At 40.9% G+C, this 20994-nt stretch carries 23 protein-coding genes and 2 pseudogenes; 7 read left to right on the forward strand and 18 right to left on the reverse strand.

Annotated elements, in window-relative coordinates:
* The first annotated feature begins 97 nt into the window (after positions 1-97).
* Positions 98-901 carry a mechanosensitive ion channel family protein gene (locus MTN95_RS02835; protein ID WP_105990728.1) on the forward strand — a complete coding sequence of 268 codons (804 nt, stop codon included), beginning with the start codon at positions 98-100 and terminating at the stop codon, positions 899-901.
* A gap of 34 nt (positions 902-935) precedes the next feature.
* Here MTN95_RS02835 and MTN95_RS02840 read toward each other — a convergent pair whose 3' ends face one another.
* The 17 genes and pseudogenes from MTN95_RS02840 to fadH form a co-directional block, all read right to left on the reverse strand.
* Positions 936-1181: a YkuS family protein gene (locus tag MTN95_RS02840; protein ID WP_010334064.1), complete on the reverse strand. Its 246-nt coding sequence runs from the start codon at positions 1179-1181 to the stop codon at positions 936-938.
* 60 nt (positions 1182-1241) lie between these two features.
* Positions 1242-2366 carry an N-acetyldiaminopimelate deacetylase gene (locus MTN95_RS02845; RefSeq protein ID WP_248336864.1) on the reverse strand — a complete coding sequence of 375 codons (1125 nt, stop codon included), beginning with the start codon at positions 2364-2366 and terminating at the stop codon, positions 1242-1244.
* 70 nt (positions 2367-2436) lie between these two features.
* On the reverse strand, positions 2437-3147 hold the full coding sequence (gene dapD, locus MTN95_RS02850) for a 2,3,4,5-tetrahydropyridine-2,6-dicarboxylate N-acetyltransferase (protein ID WP_024121226.1): 711 nt from the start codon (positions 3145-3147) through the stop codon (positions 2437-2439).
* Between the two features lie 105 nt (positions 3148-3252).
* On the reverse strand, positions 3253-3705 hold the full coding sequence (locus MTN95_RS02855; protein ID WP_248336866.1) for a flavodoxin: 453 nt from the start codon (positions 3703-3705) through the stop codon (positions 3253-3255).
* A gap of 15 nt (positions 3706-3720) precedes the next feature.
* On the reverse strand, positions 3721-4614 hold the full coding sequence (locus MTN95_RS02860; protein WP_248336868.1) for a WD40/YVTN/BNR-like repeat-containing protein: 894 nt from the start codon (positions 4612-4614) through the stop codon (positions 3721-3723).
* Positions 4604-5080, reverse strand: a complete 477-nt coding sequence (locus MTN95_RS02865) for a flavodoxin (RefSeq protein ID WP_105955554.1) — start codon at positions 5078-5080, stop codon at positions 4604-4606. The genes MTN95_RS02860 and MTN95_RS02865 overlap by 11 nt, the downstream gene beginning before the upstream one ends.
* A 115-nt stretch (positions 5081-5195) precedes the next feature.
* Positions 5196-6077 carry a transcriptional regulator CcpC gene (gene ccpC / locus MTN95_RS02870; RefSeq protein WP_044156069.1) on the reverse strand — a complete coding sequence of 294 codons (882 nt, stop codon included), beginning with the start codon at positions 6075-6077 and terminating at the stop codon, positions 5196-5198.
* Positions 6078-6223: 146 nt separating this feature from the next.
* Entirely contained in the window at positions 6224-6667 is a 444-nt protein-coding gene (cbpB, locus tag MTN95_RS02875; RefSeq protein WP_248336871.1) for a cyclic-di-AMP-binding protein CbpB, read from the reverse strand.
* A gap of 138 nt (positions 6668-6805) precedes the next feature.
* Entirely contained in the window at positions 6806-6997 is a 192-nt protein-coding gene (abbA, locus tag MTN95_RS02880; RefSeq protein WP_003218673.1) for an AbrB antirepressor AbbA, read from the reverse strand.
* Positions 6998-7136: 139 nt separating this feature from the next.
* A complete protein-coding gene (locus MTN95_RS02885; protein ID WP_024121220.1) occupies positions 7137-7655 on the reverse strand; it encodes a ribonuclease H-like YkuK family protein in 519 nt (172 codons plus the stop codon).
* Positions 7656-7764: 109 nt separating this feature from the next.
* On the reverse strand, positions 7765-8004 hold the full coding sequence (locus MTN95_RS02890) for a YkuJ family protein (RefSeq protein ID WP_003218671.1): 240 nt from the start codon (positions 8002-8004) through the stop codon (positions 7765-7767).
* Positions 8005-8194: 190 nt separating this feature from the next.
* Complete coding sequence (locus tag MTN95_RS02895; protein WP_248336873.1) at positions 8195-9103, reverse strand: manganese catalase family protein; 909 nt, start codon at positions 9101-9103, stop codon at positions 8195-8197.
* Positions 9104-9350: 247 nt separating this feature from the next.
* A complete protein-coding gene (locus MTN95_RS02900) occupies positions 9351-10574 on the reverse strand; it encodes an EAL domain-containing protein (RefSeq protein ID WP_248336875.1) in 1224 nt (407 codons plus the stop codon).
* Positions 10575-10726: 152 nt separating this feature from the next.
* On the reverse strand, positions 10727-11275 hold the full coding sequence (locus MTN95_RS02905; protein ID WP_024121217.1) for a hypothetical protein: 549 nt from the start codon (positions 11273-11275) through the stop codon (positions 10727-10729).
* Positions 11276-11369: 94 nt separating this feature from the next.
* Positions 11370-11888 (reverse strand): hypothetical protein, encoded by a 519-nt coding sequence (locus MTN95_RS02910; RefSeq protein WP_248336928.1) that lies wholly within the window; start codon positions 11886-11888, stop codon positions 11370-11372.
* Positions 11889-11960: 72 nt separating this feature from the next.
* Positions 11961-13685: pseudogene (locus MTN95_RS02915) on the reverse strand (glycoside hydrolase domain-containing protein); the annotation flags it as partial.
* A 312-nt stretch (positions 13686-13997) separates the two neighbouring features.
* On the reverse strand, positions 13998-14762 hold the full coding sequence (gene fadH, locus MTN95_RS02920) for a 2,4-dienoyl-CoA reductase (RefSeq protein WP_248336877.1): 765 nt from the start codon (positions 14760-14762) through the stop codon (positions 13998-14000).
* 144 nt (positions 14763-14906) lie between these two features.
* Here fadH and MTN95_RS02925 point away from each other — a divergent pair, with 144 nt between their 5' ends.
* The 4 genes from MTN95_RS02925 to MTN95_RS02940 all read left to right on the forward strand — a co-directional run bounded on the left by MTN95_RS02925 (position 14907) and on the right by MTN95_RS02940 (position 18277).
* On the forward strand, positions 14907-15767 hold the full coding sequence (locus MTN95_RS02925) for a metallophosphoesterase (protein WP_248336879.1): 861 nt from the start codon (positions 14907-14909) through the stop codon (positions 15765-15767).
* Between the two features lie 57 nt (positions 15768-15824).
* Positions 15825-16319 carry a L,D-transpeptidase family protein gene (locus tag MTN95_RS02930; RefSeq protein WP_081638296.1) on the forward strand — a complete coding sequence of 165 codons (495 nt, stop codon included), beginning with the start codon at positions 15825-15827 and terminating at the stop codon, positions 16317-16319.
* 75 nt (positions 16320-16394) lie between these two features.
* Positions 16395-17687: an MFS transporter gene (locus tag MTN95_RS02935; protein ID WP_248336881.1), complete on the forward strand. Its 1293-nt coding sequence runs from the start codon at positions 16395-16397 to the stop codon at positions 17685-17687.
* A gap of 125 nt (positions 17688-17812) precedes the next feature.
* The gene (locus MTN95_RS02940) at positions 17813-18277 is read left to right on the forward strand and encodes a YkyB family protein (protein WP_024121211.1); all 465 of its coding nucleotides are present in this window, start codon (positions 17813-17815) and stop codon (positions 18275-18277) included.
* A gap of 42 nt (positions 18278-18319) precedes the next feature.
* Here MTN95_RS02940 and cheV read toward each other — a convergent pair whose 3' ends face one another.
* Positions 18320-19231 carry a chemotaxis protein CheV gene (cheV, locus tag MTN95_RS02945; RefSeq protein WP_248336883.1) on the reverse strand — a complete coding sequence of 304 codons (912 nt, stop codon included), beginning with the start codon at positions 19229-19231 and terminating at the stop codon, positions 18320-18322.
* Positions 19232-19438: 207 nt separating this feature from the next.
* Here cheV and MTN95_RS02950 point away from each other — a divergent pair, with 207 nt between their 5' ends.
* On the forward strand, positions 19439-19600 hold the full coding sequence (locus tag MTN95_RS02950) for a hypothetical protein (RefSeq protein ID WP_229148095.1): 162 nt from the start codon (positions 19439-19441) through the stop codon (positions 19598-19600).
* A gap of 201 nt (positions 19601-19801) precedes the next feature.
* Positions 19802-20985: pseudogene (locus MTN95_RS02955) on the forward strand (aminotransferase A).
* Positions 20986-20994: the final 9 nt, after the last annotated feature.

Consider the following 20994-nt stretch of genomic DNA (forward strand, 5'->3'; position numbering starts at 1 on the left):
TTTGCCTTCGACATTTTACGGTAAAAAGTTTAACATGTTCATGTATAGGGAAACAAACTTTAACATGCTGCAACACATTCAGAAAGGAAGCTCCAACATGGATTTTATTACACAGTATGATTGGGCAGGTCTTGTCACCAGTGCGGGTGTTTTACTCATTAAGCTTGTCATTATGATTTGCCTCTATTTTATCGTTCGATCTGTAGGCATGAGAATTATTAAACATCTATTTGCAAAATTTGAAGCCCAAAACAGCCTGTCTATCGGACGCGCTCACACGCTCCGAAGCCTGACACTTAACGTATTTGCTTACATATTGATTTTTATTTTTTTCGTTATGGTTCTGGATTTGTTTCATTACGACCCGAGCGCTCTTTTAGCAGGTGCGGGAATCGTAGGTCTGGCGGTCGGTTTTGGCGCCCAAGGCCTTGTCAGCGACATCGTGACAGGTTTTTTTATTCTGCTTGAAAAACAATTGGATGTCGGAGATTATATAACCGTTGCGACTTTTGACGGAATTGTGGAGCAGGTCGGTTTAAGAACAACCCAAATCCGCAGCTTTGACGGCACACTGCATTACATTCCGAACCGGAACATCACAAATGTAAGCAACCATTCCCGCGGAACGATGCAGGCGCTGGTTGATATTAAAGTCCCGGCTGAAAGAAACCTCGATGAAACCATTCACATCTTACAACATGTATGTGACGAAACGGCAGCTGCTCTTCCGCAAATAAAAGAGGGTCCTAATGTCATTGGCATTCAAGAGCTGGGAACCTCTGAATTTGTGATCAGAGTCATTGCCAAAACAGAAAATATGGAACAGTGGCGGGTCGAACGAGTGCTGAGAAAAGAAATAAAAACCGCACTCGACCGCGCTTTTCCTAAAGAAACAGAATAACAAAAGAACCGAAGCTTTTGCTTCGGTTTTTACTTTACTGAATTCTGCTTTCAACTTCGCTGCAAATTTCTTCAGCAGTCATCCCGGAAGCTGTAATGACTGGTGCTTGTGTTACTGTATCGGCAATACCTTGCACATTGTTGTCTAGCCCTGTTACGACACAGCAGTCACAGCCTTTTGCATCTGCAGGACTTTTCATCATGACAACGTCATATCCTTTTTCTCTTAATGCAGCTTCTACATCTGATAACGACTGTTCAATTCCTATTTTTTTTGTCATAAAGAACACCTCCGTTAAATAGGGTGCTCATCATATGGCATTTTATTCTTTCCATTGTACTTAATTGGCATAAACAGAAAAATAACCTGTCATCACGTTAACCGCTGTTTCGATCGCATTTTCATTAGGATTCAGCTTTGCGTGATGGAGTCCGTGCGCGGAATCAGCGCCGAGCCAGAACATGAAACCCGGGTATTTTTTCAGCATGTAGCCAAAATCCTCTCCGGTCATCGCTTCTTTTGCTTCGATTACTTGTGCCAATTTTTGCTCAGCAACAAAAGACATAAACTCCTCTGTGAGCCCGCTTGTATTGTAAACTTGGTGATACACAGACGGATACGTCACTTTTCCTTTACAGCGGAAGCCAATTTCAATTCCCTTCACTAAATCTTCGATCCGTTCCTTTACCTGCTTCATGGATTCTTCAGAAAGCGTGCGGATTGTGCCTTCCAGGTGAGCTGTTTGCGCAATAATATTTTGCGCGGAGCCGCCCGTAATCGTACCGATAGTAATCACAGCGCTGTCCAGCGGGTCTGTGTTTCTGGAGATGATTGTTTGCAATTGAGTAACGAGAGTGCTTGCCGCTACAACCATATCCTCAGCTAAGTGCGGATAAGCGGCATGCCCCCCTTTGCCTTCCAGGTCAATGACAAGCTCTGATGTATTCGCAAAAAGCAAACCGCTTTTTGTCGCGATGGTGCCGACCGGAAGCTCTGGAGCAATATGAAGCGCAGTAATGAGATCAGGCTGCCACTTTTTTAAGACGTCGCTCTCAAGCATCGGTTCCGCTCCGCCTGGCCCTTCCTCTGCCGGCTGAAATAAAAAGAGCAGATCATGCTTAACAGGGTGATGAACAAAGTGGTCGATGATGCCCAGCGCTATCGTCATATGCAAATCATGTCCGCAGGCGTGCATTTTGCCGTGATGCTCTGATGAAAACGGCAGGCCTGTCTGCTCTTCGATTGAAAGCGCGTCAATGTCCGCTCGGTATCCGAGCATTTTGTCCGGCGCTGTTCCGTTCACTTTTACAAAAAGCCCAGTTCTCCATTTCTCAATTTCAATTCTGTCTTTCGGATATTGCTCCAAGACGTTTAATAAATATTGCTGTGTTTTGAATTCCTGAAATCCAAGCTCAGGAATACGGTGCAGATCTCTGCGGATTGCAATGAGCTCCTCTTTCTTCATTTTCATTTCCTCCTGCCTATACGAATAAGGCGTGGATATATCATCCACGCCTTTTTGATCAAATCATTCCTTACAGCTGGCGTAATTCCTGCTTGATTTCAGTTTTGCCTTTTGTTTTCTCATCGATATCTTTGATTTTCTTAGCAGGTGTTCCCGCAACAACTGTGTATGGCTCAACATCGTTCACTACGATCGCTCCCGCAGCGACAACAGCTCCTTTACCGACTGTTACACCTTCGAGTACGACAGCATTTGCACCGATCACAACGTCGTCTTCAATGACAACCGGTTTAGCGGATGGCGGCTCAATAACGCCCGCAAGCACAGAACCCGCACCGATGTGACAGTTTTTACCGACAGTAGCTCGTCCGCCAAGAACAACGTTCATATCGATCATTGTGCCTTCTCCGATAACTGATCCGATATTGATAGAAGCCCCCATCATGATGACTGCGTTATCGCCGATTTCAACTTGGTCGCGGATGATCGCACCCGGCTCGATGCGCGCTTTGACATCTTTAAGATCAAGCATAGGAATCGCTGAGTTACGGCGGTCATTTTCTACCACGTAATCTTCGATTTTGCTTTGGTTTTCTTCAATTGCTGTTTTGATTTCGCTCCATTCACCGAAAACAACACCAGTGTTTCCGTTTAGAAAAGCTTTCGCAGATTCACCGAAATTGATTCCTTCCAGCTCACCTTTTACATAAACCTTTACAGGTGTAGATTTTGTGCTATTTTGAATAAATGAAATAATTTCATTTGCGTCCATCATTTTCATATGTATAGTCCTCCTCCTGATTTTCTACCTCATTACTGTATCAAAGGAAAGATACAAAGACAAGAAAAAAAGGAAACAGCCGCTCGGCAGTTCCCTTTGCATCTATCAGACAGCACAGCCGCTTTTTCTGGCAAATTGTCTGCCGAATTCCTTTAATACTTCTTCTTCCCCTTCAGGATTCATTTCAACCTTTACGGAAGGAAGCACAATTTCGCCGCCTCGTTCTTTTATTTTCTCTTCAAGCGTATCTACAGCACCGCAGAAATATTCATATGCTGTATCACCGGAACCGAAAACGGCGCATGTTTTCCCGGTAAAGTCAAGGGCTTCCATTTCTTCGGCAAGGTCAAGAAATTCGTCAGGCAGATCACCGTCTCCCCATGTATAGGTTCCTAAGATGATATGTTCATAATCATTAAACAGCTCGGCATCATCAATGTCCATCGCTTCAAATCGATCTACTTCCGCTTCCGCCTCCTGAAGCCCCTTTTCAATCAAATCAGCCATGGCTTCTGTGTTGCCTGACATCGTTGCGTAAACCAGCAAAATCTTCCCCAATTCCGTATTCCTCCTCTAATGAATCATTGCTGAAACTTCGTACGGCTGGACAAATTTACATTCATACAAGCCTGCACAAAAGAAATTTTCTCTTTGATTGGCGACTCTCCATCCATGACCTTTAATGGTATCGAACCATTTTAGCTCTCGGGCCTCAAGATCAGCCTGATAAATCCTCGAATAGCCATTTTCATCTTGAGCCGTTGTGACATAAATAATGCCATCATCCTCTGAAATATCAAGAAACGATTCTTCTTTTTTGATCATGCTGGAATGTATCGTGACTTCTTCAGCGGTTAAAATATGTTGTGCAGTGACGGCTCCGCGCTTTCCTTTTGCAGAGCCCATTGCAGCAACCAGCCATTTTTCATCGAACACAAGCATGGATGCCGTCATACGGCTGTCTTCTTTTTTTACCCTCCGGACAGCGCCTTGTTTGAAATCGTAAGCCCAAATCCCTCCGAAACATTCGTGTATTTGTGTACCAATATAAAGATTCCCGCCATGCAGACACAGTGAACGGATAACAGGCGGATGTTCAAATTCCGCAAAGGGTTTGACAACCCGCCACGAAATACCGAAGTCTTCTGACACATAAATGCAATGCTTGCCATGGGCGCAAACAAATCCATCATTCCTGCCGGTAATCGACCACACTGTCGCATTTGTCGGGAAGCTCGACATCGTCCAGCTTTTCCCTTCGTCAGATGAACGAATGATCGTTCCCTTTTCACCGACACCGAATAAGTAAGGACCGATGTAACTGATGCAGTGTATTTTCGCTTTTAAACGAAAAAGCTTTTTCCAGCCTTGTTCCAAAGAATAATGAAAAATGCCTTCTCTTTTCACTGCCACAAAATAGCCAGAAAACGCCGATGCCGCAACAGCTGTCGCCCCTTTATGAAACATGGCTTTTTCCCTTGTTCACAAAGTCTGCCCATGCAAGAAAACCTCTTGCAAATTCTCTGCAGCTTTCCACGTCATCATCCGTTTCAGGGGCAAGCTCAATTTTAAGTGTTTCTTGATAGACAGCAGCTCCCGCCTCTTGCAGCATGTCACTGAACAAATTGACAGCTTCGCAAAACTTTGGATAAGAGTAATCCCCCGAGCCGAAGCAAGCTGTTTTCAAACCGTTCAGCTGGAGCTGCTGAACCTCTTCGAAAAAGTCCTCTGCTTCGTAAGGCAAATCGCCATCTCCCCATGTGTAGGTGCCAATGAGCACATAATCATAAGAAGTCAGAGCCGATGCCTCCGCGTCATCCATATCGATGCAATCAATGTCTAGACCATATTCCTGCAGTGTATCTTTTATAATTCCAGCAATGTCTTCGGTATTTCCTGACATGCTGGCATATGTAATCAAGGCTTTTGCCATGTTATCACCTCATAATTGATAATGATTTTCAATATCATATGTATCACTTTAAATGATAATGATTTTCATTGTCAATATATAAATAAAAAAAGACAGCCTTTTGCTGTCTTTTCTCTTAAAATGGGTGCTCTTGATCAAGCATCTCCTTTACAACTGAAACAAAAGCTTGAACTTGCTTCAGTTCAAAAGCAGGTTCATAGCCTAATAACCAAGTATCCCGCCCGATAGGATTGCCTTTCACGTCTAACAGAGGCATTTTATTGACTTTATCTTCGTTCTGAAGGGTAACAGACGGCAAAATCGCATATCCGATCCCGTGCAGTGCCATCTGTTTGCACGTTTCAATCTGATCAACCAATATAGTCTGTTTTGGCGACGTTTTAAATTTTTGATGCCACCAATGCTGAATTTCCTGAAAATAAGTGCTGTCGCTTTTAAATTGGATAAACGGCCGTTCTGTATGAGCAATATCTTCTATACAAGAGATTTCAGTGTCGACTAAATACAGATGGTCTGTCATTAAATAGTCTTTGCGGCCTTTCCACTCGGGGTTTCCTCTAATAATGCCAATATGAACCTGATCCTCATAAAGGCTTTTCAGCATTTCGCTGCTCCAGCCGGTAATGAGCGAGACCTTTGCATTCGGATACTTTTCCACATACGTTTTTAGAACTTTTGGAAGCCAATGCTGGCCGATGATGGAGGCGACGGCAAGCTTCAGTGTGCCGTGAATTTCTCCTTCGAGCTCATCGATATTTTCTCTAATTCTGTCCTGCTCTAACGTAACGTCATTCGCAAACTGAATGATTTTCTCTCCGGCCGGCGTTACCGTCAATCCTTTTTGGGATCTTAAAAATATCTTTGTCCCCCACGCCTTTTCAATGGTTTGTAAACGCTGAGATAAAGCCGGCTGGGATACAAAAAGCCGTTCCGCCGCCTTTCTCATATTTAACTCCTCAGCTAAAACTACGAGCATATGAAGCTCTTGAAGCTGCATGTCGTCCTCCTTTTTATCATCAATAAGTTTTTCTTATCTTCTATTCTAATAAAATCTTAGTTTATGATTCAAGTCCTTTTCACCCCAATTTATGTATGCGCTTTCTTTATTGCTCTGCAAATAGAATAAAAAATAGGCTGAGCAGCCTACTTGTTCAATGAGCGAATATGCTTATTCAATTCCTTCAAAACCACTCTTCTTGTGAAAATCCCCTCAAAGACCCGATCATCATTTTCAACGCAAACAAACCCGTTATCAATGACCATGCTGAATCCTTTGATAATCGGATCATTTATATGAAGACGCGGAATATCAGTCAGCATAACTTCCTCAACGGTAATTTGGTCAAGCTTTTCAAATTCAATTCTTTCAAGACCAAAAATGCTGTTCATGATCATATTGGTACCTATTAAGCCGTGTAAACGATATGACGCATCCAGCACCGGGATGGCTGTGTACCCTGTTTTTGTCAGCACTAATAAAGCGTGCTCCAGGTTGTTCCCAACTTGAACGTGCGCTACTTTGTCCGCCTCAATCATAAATTGTCCGACTGTTGCCTCAAGAAGCTGATCTGATTGCAAGCTTATCATGTTTTCGACCCCTTTTCATTTTCATCAACACATACATTCCCTATACTACAATAATATAAACTTTATCAGTATTTGTCGAAAAGTTTCCTTCAATAAAAAAGATACTCTTTGGAGGAGTATCAATTATAAGGTGTGCCATTAATTTTCAAATCGAAATCGGTCGTATAGCGTTACAAGTTTTTTGTAGGTGGTTCCGTCAACGTTTTTGGTTCCTGTCTCTATATCGTTGATCTCACTGCTTAAAAGCTCGATAGCATACTCATGGTTGATCAGGATATTCAGCAGAAGTTTTTGTTCTTCTTCTGTAAATCGTTCACCGATAAGACTCATTCGTAATCAGGCCCCCTGTTTTATACTGAATACCTCTGAAAGCAAGAAAACTTACTTTCAGCTCTACCGCTAGAATAAGTAATCAGAAAACAATCGTCAACCGCATAATTCGACATTTCCCTCGGCTTGCGAGCCGGAATTATTTTGTGAAACGATTTGCATAGCTGAAGGCTGTGTATGAATCCGGTTTGATTTTAGCCTCAATCCCCATTGAAGTAATGCGCCCTGTCATTTCTTGAATCAGTTCTTTTGTAAGCCCTTTTTTCCCAATATCCAAGTGAACCTCAAATGTAAGATCCGCCCCTTCGCCTGTAAAGGGCAGGAGCAGATCGGTAATATCCATCAAGTGTCCATCCAGAATATAGGCGGCTGTTTCTTGACTGTACGCCGTTTCTAACGAAATCTTTTCACGAAGGCTATGTATGGGTCTGTCGACTGCGTGGTTTTTCAAGCAGCCCCAAGCTCCCTTGCCTGTACGATGCAAATGTAATGCAGTAATAAACTTTGTGTAATCACGATAAACCTGTGAATCGGTTCCGATCGATAACACATATGAAGAACGGGGATCCCTTCGAATAAAGGCTTTAAGCCGCTCCATCACATCTTGAAAGGTCATCTGTGCTTCTGAAAGATTATAAAACAGAAAAGAATCGGCCATGACGACACCCCTTTTCAAGGATTTACAACCATGAAACAAGTATGTTCCTTACCGTTTATTTCGATTACATACTGCAAAGCGAAAGCTTGTTTCCCCTATATCAAGAGTCTTACTGCAGAAGTTCAAAGATTTCGATTGAAACCATGTCGATATTATCAAACGGATATGTGTTCGGCTTTTCACCTTTTTGGAAAACCGTCAGTTCAAACGTTTGATTTTTTTCGAAATATTTAACACTGCATATTTTCTCACCATTTACTTCGAAGTAGCGCTGCATTGGCTCGTTAGCCGCTTCCGCCGTTTCTTGCAGACTTTGCAGCCGTGTGATGATACCCATTAATTGTGACATTCTAAAAAAAGACTCCTTTCAAAAAACAACTTCAAATCAACAAGTATTTATTATAATACAAGTTCTATTGAGCATCATACCATAAAGTCGGACAGGATGGCATTTTCCCTGCTGAATTTAAGAAAAGAAAAAAAGTGAAAAAACTATTTTTACGTAGTTTGAGGCTTTTTTTGGAATGTCATACACACAATTATGATTTTTTTGATATTCCGGCAGAATCCAACAGCCTTTTTGCAATTTCGTCAAAATCCTCTTTTGAAATCCCGGGAGCAAATTCCTCCGGCACTTCTCTGAAATCAGGAACGGGCGCTCCCTTAGGGCTCCCCTCAATGACATGAAGCTTACTGCCGTCTATCGGATGCTCACCTTTCCAGATTTTATTGATATCCTTGTAATCCGTATCACTGAATGTATACAGCTTCGTATGAATTCCCTGCTCTTCAAATTTTCTGGCTGTATCAAAATGTTTATTATCAAGGTTCGGGATCGGAAGCATTTTGCCGATATTTACGCCGGTCGCAATCTCAAGCGCTTTGGCATACGCCACGATATGAACGCCGCCGCGCACGAGCAAATAACCGATCATTTCTCTGGCCACCGGGTGATCAGTCATTTCATACACTCTCATTTTGTGAGTTCGGGCGCCGCATTCCAAGAAAAAGTTATGGAGCAAATCCAGCACCAGATTTCCGCTGTTAAACACATTTTCACCGGTCCAGGCTTTCCCCATCGAATCAAACGGATAAGACGTTTGAGCCGTTTCAATAAAATGCTGGGAATTTCGTTTATTTTTTGCATCTCTCATCGGTGTAACGTCGGGATCACCTTTAAATGTCGAACCTGTCAGCATTAAGGATATCGTATTAGACACAAGCTCAACATGGCCGAATTCTTCAGCGGTAATACTTGATACGAGATCGTAAAACGGTTTTAATCTTTTCTTGCTGCGAAAGTTAAAGGACTGGAACATATAATTATTGAGAGTGGACATTTCACCAAATTTGCCGCCTAACAGCTCTTGAACCGCCGCTGCCGCATTTGGGTCAGGATGTTCTGGGGTTGGAAGGTCAATCAGCAGTCTGTTGCTCCTTTTGAACATGTTTTTACCTCCTAGTGCCGTTGTTTACCACTAATAAGGTTTATTGTTTCTATGGATTGTCTTATGCGTTGACAAATAAAAAACTTGGCGGGGGTAGCGCCAAGCTTTTCGGATCTTGATCTGATAGAGGGGTTGGGGAACAGAGAGTAGCTTCTCTCTATAATTAAATGATAATGATTCTCAGTATCAATGTCAATCGTTTTTTGATATTTTTTTCAATTCATAAAAAAAACGGCTCTTCAGCCGTTTAAATCAATCCATCCTGCTCATATAAATAAGAATACGGCAGGTCTATAAATAAATATATTTGATCATCCATCGGATATGAAAACGTTCTGATCATTTCTCCTGTTTCCAAATCGCTGTACAAATCACTGAAAAACCCTTTTCTGAGGTTTCTCATTCTCATGATGTTCTCCAGAAAATAAGGACGCCAGCTCCAGTTCTTCTCCGTATACTCCGGCTGGTAAATCCATTCTCCGTCTTGTTTAAAAACATTTCCAGTCAGCTGATCACCTTCTCCATCACAGATGTAAATTCTAAAGCTGCAATCCGTCAGCTCTTCCGCCAGCTTTTTAATAAAATCATCACCCGGAGACTGGCTGTTTTTTCGCAATGATGTAACAGCCTGGTGCACCCGTTTGTAAAACTGTTCAGAGTGCTCATAGACGGTTTCTAGTTTCTTTTTCTCATGTGTAATAAATTGGTGAAATTCTGTCTTAAGTCTTCGCTTCAATACATCTCTCTCTAAAAACGTTTCTGACGGGGACACCAAATAATAGCCCTGAAAATAGCGTCCGCCATTTCTCCATGCGTATTGAAGCTGAAAATTCGCCTCAATATCTTCGTAAAGCAGCGCCGCACCAATTTTTCTTGCTAATAATGAAATGCTGTACAGCACATGCTCATAAGACGGAGATGGCTGTGAGATTTTCAGCGCCTGTAAATCGATTTTCAACAAATCTGGCGATAGTAACGCAATTCTGTCCAGATTGCTGCTTTCTTTTCCGATATTATCAACTGCAATTTTGATTCCGTATGTACGATAGTAGGCAAGCATATGGTAAAGCTGCTCAATATCCCCTTCAAAATTGTGCTCCGTAATTTCAAGCACGAAACGATGAAGTTCGATCCCTCTCGCTTCATATTCTTTCAGAAGCTCAAGAAAGCTTTCGCCGTGATCAAGCATTAAAAGATTGGCATCCTGATTCATAAAAATCAGCAGATCAGAATCCGCTTCTAAAAAGCGGTCAAGAGCCTGGCGGATAATTCTGTTATCAACCTCTAACTTATATTCTTCGGGTATCCCCGCATCTAAAAAAAAGGGTCCGAGACTTTGAATTTCTGAATCTGCCAATATACGCCCCAGCACCTCATACCCGACGATTTTCTGCTCCTCGGCACTGAAAATCGCCTGGTAATATGGGAGGACATCATCAATGTTCGTTAAAATATCAAGTGGATCCAACATGTTATCACCTGCTTCTCTATCTTTGTCTGATTATACGCACAATTATAACTACACCACAAATTTCAAAAAAATCATAGTATGGAAAAGCGGGTCGTATGGAGTATGTTAAAAGAAGAGGAAAATTTTTTTGAGATTATCAATCTACAGACTGGTTAATTAAGAATTTTATTCATTTGTTTCACAATAACCAAGACAAATACAAAAATAACAGCATTATAACTAGCAGCTGTCCAAAAGTAAAGATTCCAGTCAGTGCCTTTATACATCCAATCATCATCATGTTTCATATTATAGAAAGTTCCTTTTTTATCGTAAGTGCCAAATGTAAGAGTTGTTAAACCGGCGACACTCTTTGAAACGTCAACTCCATACATTGAACCGACATTGTCAGTATAGTTTATTTTCATATGCGTGTAATCAGATAAAACTTTTTCTACCCGCTTGGTTGGCAGAGACACATATAATACAGCTGACGTATCTCCTCCGGGCCCAGCCAAATACTCTCTAGCTTTAATAAATTTTGTTTCATCAGGAAAATCTATGTGGTATAGTTTTTCAAATCTTATTATTTCATTAGAAGTAAGATTTGTATTTTGATAATACTCTGGGGAAAAAGCACAAATAATAAAGTACCAAATATTAAAGATGATAACTAAACTGCTTAAAAATAATACAACTAACTTTTTTAACAATTTCTTCAATGAATCACTCCTTAATCTTTAAAAATTATATCATAAATTTGAATAAAAAATAAAACAAGCGAACGACCAGTTTTAGGTTCGCTTGTTTTGCAGTTTATTCAGATCTCATTTTTTTCTCAATAACATCTCTAAATGCTTGTGCTGTTATTTTTCCAATATCTTCACTATAATCCTCAACATCAAAAGCACGTTTAAAGGCTAACCTAATTGGAACAACAACTGGGTCAAGGTTTGTATTTAAATAATACTCTGCTTCAGAGAAAATTTTGTCTAACGAACCATCAAATCTATTATTTACAAATTGAGTGAACCTATTCATACAGTCATTATTACTATAATAATCTCTAATTGCGATATTTAGAGGTTGTGCATTAGCACCAACTGATGTTTTATTCGCTAGATTAATTGCATCTACATCACTAAATAAATCATCTAGGCTAAATTGATACATATTACCTATTATTTTCATAGCCGCATCATAAGGCGAATTAAATTCTTGAGCGTGTAATTTCATGTCCTGTATTGTTGTTAATAGATCTCCAGTCCAACCAGCAAAATCTCGTAGTGTTTGAGAGTAACCACCACTATAAATAATGGCATTATAAGTTGCCATAAGATGCTGCGTTCCTATGACAGTTTTTGATATAGGATCAACAATTCCATTTACTAGGTCTTCCCCTAGCGCTTTATCTGCCCATTCACGATAAATAGGATCAATCTGGCCTGCGGTAGGGACCCACTTCCACCCTTTGTAGTCATCCTTTCTTAAATACTGGGCAACCAACTCATTAGCTAATTGTGTTTTTTCTACCCCATTATTTAAATCGCTTTGCATTTGAGCATATTTTTCAGCAGTTTCATATAAAACATCAATTTGATCAAAAAACTTCTTATTCTCTGAAGACACTATATTTATGGTATTAACTCCATTATCCAAACCTGAACAAATATCATTATCAATTTCAATCATTCCAGAACCATTTCCAACAGTAATTGTTGAAATTTGGTCAAACGCCCAATTGTAAGGCAAAGGATATCCTAAGTTTCCGCTAAAGCCAGTAGACATACCACTTACAAAACTTGCAAATGCTAAACCTTTTTTAGAAACTATAGTACATACATTCCTAGGGGCATAAATACCAATTTTGTAAGTTGAACCTAAAAAACCGTTCATTATTTCATTTATACCTTCGAAGTGTGGAATAATATTGTTGTTTAAATCGTTACCATATGCATCATAATCTACTGCAAAGTATATTACAGTGTTATTTTTAAACCCGTATTCTTTTGCTGCTTTATAAGCAGCAAACGCATCTTTCTTTCCTTGTTCTTTATTAAAATAATTTGTTGCTCCCCCATAGGTTTGATAAATCGGAAAAACATTTAAACCTGATTTTAAGATTGTTTCTAATTCACCTGGTTGTATTTTTTTATTTAGTGTACTCCCCGGCGCATTTGTTAGATATCGCCCTACAATCTTATAACCTGCCCTCTTAAGGGACTCCGCCCTGTCCGATGTAATTTGAGTAATTGAGTCACAAGCAACTCCTTTTCGATTAGGGTCTCCAGTACTTACTAAAAGCGAAGACCATGTTTGAAAGTCAGCGATACCACTCTGTTGCAATTTTACAAAAGATTGAAAATCCATTACTTTTGATCTTACGGATTCAGAGTATACTCCATCAAAAGGAACATTGTACCCATTAAAAATTAGAGCAGCTTGAAATAAATGAACAAAACTATTTTTTTCATCCGTGGATCCAATTCCCAATACAGGAATCAATCTTTGTGTAGTTGGTCCAAAATTCCCATTAGCTATACTATCATCTAATCCTTCCTCGTACTGTATTGCATAAACAAGAGACTTTTGAGTATCCCTTGAATACTGACCATCACAGGGCATTAAATAGAAATTCTCTCTATGGTTAAATTTATTATTTAGCCATTGCTGTATTGAACGAACTTTCTCTGATGCTCCACTTAAAAGGATATAAGAGTCCATGTTCAATAAAGCCTTAAACACTTTAGGCGTTACTACACCGTCTGCTTTAGAAAGACCCATATTCATTTGCATTTCTGCTATCGCGCCTTTCGTTCCCTGTCCAAATGTACCCGTTAATCCACCTGGACCATAACCTTTACAATATAGGGCACCTTGAACAATTTTCACAATATTTTTTTTCGAATTAGATGACATAGAAATTGGGCCTAATTCTTCAAGCTTTCTCAAAGTTGTAGGACCAAAGCTGTCGGAAGTCTGTATAATTCCCAATTCTAGTTGTAAGGCTCTAGTTAATGCATACATTGTTTCCCAGCCAGTTTTCCCATTTTCCTCAATGGGATTATAGCCACTTTTCCCCTTGTACGTTTCATTGAGCCATTCCTGAGTTAATAATACCATTTCGTCCATTATTTAACCTTCCTCCCATAATAATATAAACCTAATTAATTTATTCCTATAATTCCTCTTTTTAGTTAACGAGGTAATTATAGGAATGTTTTAATCTAAGTTCTTCATACTTCGCCTCCCCTTTTGAAATATAACTTTCATATATTAGGTGGCTTACGTATGACACCAATTCCTCTTAAACAATTAGAGCTTTATGTGTTATCTTAATAGGTTTAATTGGATAGGAAGAAGGTTAATTTTGGAGGTTAAACTTTTAAACATAAAAATTCCACTTAATAATTTCAATATTTACTGATAAATATTATTGTGAAATTAAAACGGATAAGGATTCAGCCATTGCCCCCCATCCAGAGTGACACATTCCCCATTCATATAGGACGCTTCATCAGAAAGCATAAACGCGGCCAAAGCGGCGATTTCCTCGGGTGTGCCAAGCCGGCCGAGCGGCACACTGTTCAGCGTGCGGGCCTTCGCTTTTTCCGATTCAAATAGCTTCTCTGCACCGCCTGTTCGTTCAATTGGACCGGGTGCAATCGCGTTTGTGCGGATTCCGTATTGACTGCCCCACTCTACGGCAAGAGTTCTAGTGAGCGACAATACGCCAGCTTTTGCCGCAGCGGAATGAACTACCCCCGCTCCCGCTCCCCACGCATATGTGGCGGCCATATTTAAAATAACACCCCTCTGCTGATGCTCAATCCAGTGCTTGGCTGCGGCTTGGCTGCAAAAAAACGTACCATTTAATACAATCTCAATTACCGCTTTCCATCCATTGGGCGTGAGCTTTTCTGCCGGGCAAATAAAATTGCCGGCCGCATTATTAATAAGTGCATCAAGACGCCCAAACACATGTAACGCTTCTGCAACCATTTGTGCTGCCCCAGAATCAGAACGGACATCCATTTGAAAACAGGCAACTTGGCCCTCAAAGGTTTCAATTTCTTTTTTTGTTTCTTCAAGTGCTTCATGGTTCCGCCCTGTTATCATGACATTCCAGCCCAATTCGGCCTGTTTTTTTGCCATTGCTTTTCCCATGCCGCTTGACCCGCCGGTAATAATAACAACCTTTTTTTCCATTGTATGATCCCTCCTGTTATGAATGAGTATTCATTCAATATTATTCTATCATTATATGCCAGCTGCTGTCAGCACATGCTGAGATGAGATTTTTTCAAGTTACAGGTGATATAATAGAAAAACTCTACTAAAGGTTGGTTTGAAATGAAAAAGATGTCCAGAAGACAATTTTTAAAAGGAACGCTCGGCATTTTTGCGGCCGGAGTTTTAACGGCCAGCGGGGGATATGGCTATGCCCGCTATCTGGAACCGCATATGATTGAGACTACTAAACACACGATTAAAAGCTCTCTCATTCCCCATGGATTTGACGGTTTTAAAATCGTGCAGTTCAGTGATACACATTTAAGCGATTATTTTACGCTTGAAGACTTTAGAACTGTCATCCTGACGATCAATGAAACTAAGCCTGATTTAATTGTTTTTACCGGTGATATTATCGATAACCCTGATACGTATCAACATTATCAGGCAGTGATTCCTTTTTTGAGAAAGCTTCAAGCACCCTTCGGCAAGTTTTGTGTTTACGGCAATCATGATCACGGCGGCTATGGAACCGATGCTTATAAAAGCCTGATGTCATCAGGAGGTTTTACGGTATTCCGCAACGCCTATCGAAAATTGACGCTCACAGACGGCAGCGAAATTGAGATCGCTGCGCTCGATGATTTAATGCTCGGCAAGCCCGATTATGAAGGCACCCTATCGAAACTAAGCGAGAGGCTTTTTTCCATTCTGCTCGTCCATGAGCCTGATGCTGCCTTGAATACAAAAACATATCCTGTCAATCTGCAGCTATCCGGACACACACACGGCGGGCAGATCCAGCTGCCCTTCTACGGACCGCTTATTACGCCCCCGTATGGAAAAGTCTATACCGAAGGAATGTACCAAACAGGCGACACTCATATTTATGTGAACCGCGGCCTCGGGATGACGAGACTGCCTTTGCGATTTCTGGCTAAACCTGAAATCACGGTCTTTACATTAAAAAGCACAACTTAATGTAGCAGAATGGGTTCCTCATCAATACTTATAAATAAAAAAGGGAGGATGAGGAAACTGCTTACGTACCAGATTAAACAAGGCGATACACTCACCAGCATCGCGGCCGATTTCAGAATCAGCACTGCTGCTTTGATTCAAGCCAACCCATCGCTGCAATCAGGAGTTATCGCCGGACAGCGCATTGTCATCCCCGGTCTGCCAGACCCAAATACGATCCCATATCATATTGCAGTCTCTATTGGGGCTAAAACCCTTACTTTGTACCAAAATAATCAGGTAATAAAAACTTATCCGATCGCCGTCGGTAAAATACTGACACAAACACCAACTGGCGAGTTCTACATTATTAACCGCCAACGCAATCCCGGCGGCCCATTTGGCGCTTATTGGCTGAGCCTTTCAAGGCAGCACTATGGAATACACGGAACGAATAATCCCGCTTCGATTGGCAAGGCTGTGTCTAAAGGCTGTATCCGCATGCATAACAAAGATGTTCTAGAACTCGCTTCAATTGTGCCAAACGGAACAAGAGTCATGATTAACCGGTAATGTTTTCTTATTTGTTTCAAAAACAGGCGGTTTATAATATGATAAAGTGGGACCTTTAGGGTAAGGAGCGTTTTTATGGATATATTTAAAAATCGTAATTTTGTTCGTCTATTTTTCGCAGCACTCGCTTCTCAAATGGGCACGACAGTAGGCAACATGGCATTTGCTTTTTTCTTGCTGGACCGCTTCAGCAGCCAGCCTTCTTACACAACCTTGGCTGAACTGATGTATTCCCTTCCTACAGTATTTGTGTTTTTGCTTGTGGGAGTCGTTGCGGACAGGTTTGACAGAAAAAAAGTCGCGGAAAACTGTGATTGGATCAGAGCCGCCCTGACTGTCGTTCTTTTTTTCACTTTATTTACCGGCAATATTCCTCTTGTTTTCTGTATTTTGTTTGTCAGAAGCGCTGTAACCAAGTTTTTCTTTCCTGCAGAAAACAGTTTAGTACAAGCCATCCTGCCGAAGGAGCATTATGCGAAAGCGGCCGGGCTTAATCAGATGCTTTTTAGTATCTTTATGGTATTTGGCGTTGGAATCGGTGCTTTTATGTATAACACAATCGGAATTCATGGAGCGATTATTCTTGATTTTGTCAGCTTTATTATTTCCGGCCTGCTTATCCGCACCTGCCGGATTCCGAAAGAAGCTAGGCAGCCGAACGGCACATTTAACTGGAGACAAGCTTCCGTCAAGGATTCGATAAACGATTTTAAGGAAGGCATTGTCTACATTTTAAAAAACAAGCTGCTGGCCTCTCTTATTTTCGGTTTCTTTGTTTTTGGTTTTGTGAACGGAGGATTTGCTGTATTGCCAATGTTTACAATGAAATATGGACTGTCCCCCGATCGTTATGAATGGCATACATCCGTATTTACGATCGCAATCGGGTTTGGGCTTTTAGCAGGAAGTGTGATCGGCACGTTAATCTCTAAAAAAGTGAAACCTCACTTTTTAATGTCGGTGCCGATTTTAATTGCAGGCTTGCTGATTTTTGTCCTTGGCTACACCAAAGTTTTATGGGTGTACTACGCGACTACTTTTGTACTGGGGATGTGCATCGGTCCGGTAAACATCGCCATAGGGGGATGGATGCCTAAGATTGTCCATCCGAAGCTGATGGGACGTGTAAGCGGCTGGCAAGATCCTTTTATGATGTTTGCTCAGTCTTTGACACTTGGCTTAGTGGCGCTGTTATTCCCTAAGTTCGTATCAAACATCGATTATCTGTATTACGGCATGGGCGTTTTCATCTTAGCTGTTTTTATTTTCTATTTTGTCGCACTGCCAAAATACAGTGCGCAGGCTGTAGAAGTGAATGTAGAGGAAACATTTCAGGCTCAGCCGAAAAAGAAAGCAAAATCTGTATAATATAAGTTGAAAATGCGCTTTTTTTCCATAGAAAAAGCGCATTTTTGCATTCAACATTTGCATTTCAACCTTAAAAAAGTATAATCTAATCATAAGAAATTTGATAAGAGCAAAGGAGAGAAATAATGGACGACCATGCATACTCGAAAGATCTGCAGCCAACCGTAGAAAATCTTTCAAAAGCAGTTTACACTGTGAACCGCCATGCAAAAACCGCCCCCAACCCTAAATACCTATATCTGCTGAAAAAACGGGCTTTGCAAAAGCTTGTCAAAGAAGGTAAAGGAAAAAAAATAGGGCTTCATTTTTCAAAAAATCCAAGGTTCAGCCAACAGCAATCGGACGTGCTTATCTCAATCGGAGACTACTATTTTCACATGCCTCCAACTAAAGAAGACTTCGAACATCTTCCGCATTTAGGTACACTTAATCAGTCGTACCGAAATCCAAAAGCTCAAATGTCTTTAACAAAAGCAAAACACCTATTGCAAAAATACGTCGGCATGAAAGAAAAGCCGCTTGTGACGAATCGCCAGCAGCCCGCTTATCATAAGCCTGTCTTTAAGAAACTCGGCGAGAGTTATTTTTAATAAAAAAAGCCGATGCCACTTATGGCATCCGGCTTTTTTTTATTAATCGATCACATACGTATCCACTTTTTTAATCAGATCGCTGATTTCCGGCTTGCTGATTTGCTCATCGGCGCCGACCACTTCTCCCCGGTGACGCAAATCATCTGTAATTAATGATGAGAAAATCATTATCGGCACATCAGAACTCTTCGGATTGTCTTTAAGCAGCTTTGTCAGCCTGTGTCCGTCCATTTTCGGCATTTCAATATCACTGATGATCATATCGATTTGTTCTGTTAAATCATTGCCGCTTTCGGTAAGGTTCATGATATAGTCATATGCATCTTTTCCATTCTCAAACGCTGTAATATTGTTGTATCCGGCTTCTGTTAATTCATCCTTTAAGAGGCGCATCAGAAGCGGTGAATCCTCCACAATGATAAGTTTTTTATCAGCTCTTCTTTCATCGAAGCCCTCGGTATGCATATTATACGTATCAACACCTGAGTCTGATTCGATATCATAGATGATTTTTTCATAATCAGGCAAAAAGATCATCATGTCTTCCAGTTTAATAATCCCTGTGAGGTGGCGCTCCATTCCTTGATTTAAGGAAGTTGGCTTTTCAATCGCTTCCCAGGAAACCCTGTGAATTTGAGAAACAGATCCGACATGGAAAACAATTTTTCGCTGGTTAAATTCAGTTACGATATACTTCTCGTCTTTTGATCCCTCAGGCTCAACCCCAAAAAAGGAAAACAAGCTGATGACTGGGAGAATTTCTCCTCTTAGTTTAATCATTCCTTCTACATGCTGGTGGGAGTGAGGCACTGATGTGACCTCGACAGGCTGAATAATCTCTCTCACTTTCATGACGTTAATGCCGAAAGCATTGCCACCAACGCCAAACTTCACAATTTCTAATTCATTTGTACCAGAATCCAATAAAATTTCGTATTGTTGTAACGACAATTCAATCCCTCGCTATTCGCATTCAGTATTGTACTGTATATATCGGCGCAAATTATAAAAAATGAATGGTGAGGCTCTTCAAAATCCTATTCTGGCCATAGTTATGCTGACAATCTCAAAAAAAGAAACTTTTTTCCTAATGTCCATTGACATTCCGACTGACAGTGATAAAATAGTCAAGGATTTTTCCAAAGAAGGGTGTAAATAATGGGTACTTTAGTAATATTTAAAGAAGATGAAATGACTGTTTTAGAGGATATCAGTGAAGAGACTTATCTTCATATGAAGAAAGAATCTGCTGATCTTCAACAAGAGCATCCCCCGTACATGATTTGGCACGAAGACCTTCATTTTGACTATGGTTATTGATGAAATTGGCACATATAAACAATAATAGAACATGATACAATAAAGACAATCAAATCGCTGGTTGTCTTCTTTTTTTCTGAGAAGGAAGGTATGTTTAGTAAATAGGCGCATACAATCGAAATATATCGGTTAAAAAGGTGACAAATGGCCAGCTAGTGGTAAAATAGGAGAAACTCATTATATATATTAAGGTGATGAATTATGGAACATTTGCTGAATCCGAAAGCCAGAGAAATTGAAATTTCAGGAATACGCAAATTCTCAAATCTTGTATCTCAACACGAAAATGTCATTTCACTTACGATCGGCCAGCCTGATTTTTTCACGCCGCATCATGTGAAAGCTGCCGCAAAAAAAGCCATTGATGACAACGTTACGTCATACACTCCAAATGCCGGCTACCTGGAATTGAGACAAGCTGTTCAGCTTTATATGAAGAAAAAAGCAGACTTCAACTATGAAGCTGAAAGTGAAATAATGATCACAACGGGAGCAAGCCAAGCCATTGATGCAGCATTCCGCACCATTCTGTCTCCCGGCGATGAAGTCATTATGCCAGGTCCGATATACCCGGGTTATGAACCTATTATCAATTTATGCGGTGCCAAGCCTGTCATTGTTGACACGACGTCTCACGGGTTTAAACTCACAGCCCGGCTGATTGAAGAAGCTCTGACTCCCAATACCAAGTGTGTCGTGCTTCCTTATCCGTCAAACCCTACCGGTGTGACATTATCTGAAGAAGAGCTGAAAAGCATCGCGGCTCTATTAAAAGGCAGAAATGTCTTCGTATTGTCAGACGAAATATACAGCGAATTAACATATGACAGACCGCACCATTCGATTGCAACACATTTGCGGGATCAAACCATTGTCATTAACGGCTTGTCAAAGTCCCACAGCATGACGGGATGGAGAATCGGATTTTTATTCGCTCCGAAAGACATAGCAAAACACATTTTAAAGGTTCATCAATACAATGTGTCATGTGCGTCCTCTATTTCTCAGAAGGCAGCGCTTGAAGCTGTGACTAACGGATTTGACGACGCCCTGATCATGAGAGAGCAGTACAAAAAACGGCTCGATTATGTGTATGACCGCCTCGTGTCGATGGGGCTTGATGTCGTAAAACCGTCTGGCGCATTTTATATTTTTCCTTCTATTAAATCCTTTGGGATGTCTTCGTTTGACTTTAGTATGGCTCTTTTGGAGGATGCTGGTGTGGCGCTTGTGCCCGGCAGCTCGTTCTCAGCGTTTGGTGAAGGATATGTAAGGCTGTCTTTTGCATACTCGCTGGACACATTAAGAGAAGGATTAGATCGTTTAGAATTATTTGTACTAAAGAAAAGGGAATCGATGCAGACGATATAAACAACGGCGTTTAAGCCGTTGTT

Source organism: Bacillus sp. 2CMS4F (assembly GCF_023161785.1).
GTDB classification, from domain to species: domain Bacteria; phylum Bacillota; class Bacilli; order Bacillales; family Bacillaceae; genus Bacillus; species Bacillus halotolerans.